Origin of the sequence: Mycobacterium angelicum, assembly GCF_002086155.1 — a bacterium.
Lineage (GTDB): Bacteria > Actinomycetota > Actinomycetes > Mycobacteriales > Mycobacteriaceae > Mycobacterium > Mycobacterium angelicum.
This window is the reverse complement of record NZ_MVHE01000162.1, coordinates 1-2,561: the sequence shown is the minus strand read 5'-3', so window position 1 is coordinate 2,561 and position 2,561 is coordinate 1. Positions and strand designations below refer to the sequence as shown.

Below are 2,561 nucleotides of genomic sequence, written 5' to 3'. Positions count from 1 at the left end.
ACCGGTGTCAGCACACCCCCTGACACAGCACCCACCCCCGGCACTGCTGGTAGCGGCTGGCAGATGCTGGGCTTCGGTCCTGGGCTCACTCCGCCACCACAGGCACCCCGATTCCCGATCCCCCAAGACCCCACACCAAGCCCACCGCCGCGACCGGGGGAAACGCCGATTGCGGAGATGGCGGAGGCGCAGGCGCGCGCCGCATACGAGGCGCTAAAGGGGGAACTACTCGACCACAACGCAGCCTGCCCGCCGATCGTGCCGACGGTGGCCCAAGCCGAGCGCTGCAACACGTGGGCCGCAGAACTCAACGCACGGAAGGCCGCACTCGAGGCCCGGCTACGGGACTTAGGCGTAGAGATACTGCCGGGCGGCAGTGAGCCAGCGTCAACACAACCCGGCATGCCCGGTGGCCAACCACATTCGGAAACGCCTTCAAGTTCGACGATCGACAAGCAGGCCGCGGAAATCGGTAGGGAGGCATCGGTTCTTCCTCGGGGAACCAGGTCAGACACGATTGCCGACAAGGTGACTGACCTGCACCTCACTCAGGACCAGGCTGCCGAGGCAGCCGACATTGCCGCAAAGACCGCGTTCGGCGAGACGGCGGGAATCGCTAGCCTGCCCAATGGAAGTAAGGTGGTGTTACCCGTGAGGATAGATCAGGGAATAGCGTTGATGGTTCATCCTGATGGATCGGTTGCGGTGTTTAGGGGCGACCTTCAGCAATTTTTGCCTTACCTTGGTAAATGAATGGATGAGCGATGACTATATCCTCGGTTAACGCGATACTCGACTTTGAGGTGTACCTACTTATGACGATGAAGTTGAGAATCAGGATGTCGCATAAGGAAGCTCAGCTAAAAGCTAAGTTAGCTGAACATGGGCTTACTGTTGATGACGCGCAACATATACATCAGCGCGTGGCGGAAGCTCTTGGTGAGGAAGCTGCCTATTTCCGAAATATGAATGCGCTGTTAGGCATCGCCGAGCGCGGCTCTTCATCACTGAAGTACAGCAGCGTCTTGTGGCCGGGGTTTGAGTTCACCGCCATCGCTGGTGGCGACGGAGTCCTTGAGTCGGCGCGTTATTGGCACACAACGCGCGATTTACGCAACGACGATTCGCCGACCCGGTTGCCAATCTGGAGCATGGACGTGACTGAGTTCGCGGAGCATTTCGGTCCCATGCGCACTGGTCGTCGCTGGTCCCCATTCGACAAACTTCTGCCCGCATACGAGGAGTACGAATTCATATGGAATGGCGACAGTTACGGTGCGGGATTCAGCTGGGGACTGTTCATGTTTTCGGCGATGTCATGGGACTGAGCTTGCCAACGGTATGACCATTTCGCCCTGCGCTGTCGTGTGCGGTCATACTGACGGTGCGCAGCGCATTGCGCTTGGTCAAGCTCGCGCTCAAGCAACACAGTCGATAGTTGGTCGCTACGCCACAGCCGCCTCGCCCGGGTACATCTCGTGGTCAACGAGTAGGACACGCTCATTAGGGCCACGGGCGAGAATTTTGGACCGGGCCATATTCCGAATGAGCGCGGAAAGGCAATCGATAACGCCATTGGCGCTTACCTTCTGGCGTGGCCAATATATCGGTGAGGCAGCCGTTGCCGCTCGACGACGGCTACAGGTGCGCCCGGAGACCGGCCGGGCTGTGACGTACTCAGACAGACGCCACCTTCTCGATCGGTTCCCGTTTCCCGATCGCATCGGCGACATCTCCCGCCCTGCGGAGCGCGGCGCAATCCGGGTGGGGAGCCGCCACACTGCGCGCCACGACAACGGGGGCCTGCCCTCCCTTTCTCAGCACAATGATCCGATGGGCATGCTGATATCCGACGCTATCGACACCGCGAGTCATCGCTATCCCAACCCCGCGACGGTGATCGTATTGGCGGAGTTGCCTTCGATTGGGTTGAGGCGCGACGAGGCCGCACGCTGTTCGACCGAACATGACCAGGAAGGGCACATGACCGACACATTCAGTGATAGGACGACATCGTCGCTGCCCGAGTTGCCTCCTGAGATGCGGTGGGTGGTGTTGGTGGACAAGCGTCAGATTGCAGTTCTGCTGCTGGAGAACGAGATGCCGGTCGCTTCGGCAACCGAGAGCCTGGAGCACGAGGCAGAGCTCGACTACGAACGCCAGCGGCTTGACGCGGTGGAGCAGGTGTGCAGGCGCCTGGCTGGCGACGTATCGCATCAATGGGGTTTTCTTCACGGGTTGAAGCAAAAGCTCGGGCCGAGCGTCGCCGTCCGGATGAAGATGGCGGAGTGGAACCAATAACTTCCTGCCGGGGGCACATCTGGTAGTTTCCAGGCTTCTCACGAAGTCGAAGTGCTAGCTACTGCCGCACCCATCACCTGGTCAAAACCTTCTGGGGCTGGACCGAACAACAGCTGCGCGACGCCACCCTGATCCTGACCTCCCCCACCGGGCACACCTACGTAACCACCCCCGGCAGCGCCCTGCTGTTTCCCAGCCTGTGTGCCCCCACCGCCGAGGTCACCCTGCCCGACACCGACCCCACCCCCGGCTACTGCCCC

General features: G+C 60.7%; 3 protein-coding genes and 1 pseudogene. All 4 read left to right on the top strand.

Annotated elements, in window-relative coordinates:
- Positions 1-177: 177 nt before the first annotated feature.
- Positions 178-753 (top strand): hypothetical protein, encoded by a 576-nt coding sequence (locus BST12_RS28675; RefSeq protein WP_083116512.1) that lies wholly within the window; start codon positions 178-180, stop codon positions 751-753.
- A gap of 62 nt (positions 754-815) precedes the next feature.
- Positions 816-1,328, top strand: a complete 513-nt coding sequence (locus BST12_RS28670; protein WP_245850621.1) for a hypothetical protein — start codon at positions 816-818, stop codon at positions 1,326-1,328.
- Between the two features lie 340 nt (positions 1,329-1,668).
- Positions 1,669-2,301: a hypothetical protein gene (locus BST12_RS33975; protein WP_245850620.1), complete on the top strand. Its 633-nt coding sequence runs from the start codon at positions 1,669-1,671 to the stop codon at positions 2,299-2,301.
- A 59-nt stretch (positions 2,302-2,360) separates the two neighbouring features.
- Positions 2,361-2,561 (top strand): annotated as a pseudogene (locus tag BST12_RS33970) (hypothetical protein); the annotation flags it as partial.

What these genes read in the sequence shown, in the direction of transcription:
- BST12_RS28670 (WP_245850621.1), top strand. Translation starts at nt 816, where the DNA reads ATGACGATGAAGTTGAGAATCAGGATGTCGCATAAGGAAGCTCAGCTA.
- BST12_RS28675 (WP_083116512.1), top strand. Translation starts at nt 178, where the DNA reads ATGGCGGAGGCGCAGGCGCGCGCCGCATACGAGGCGCTAAAGGGGGAA.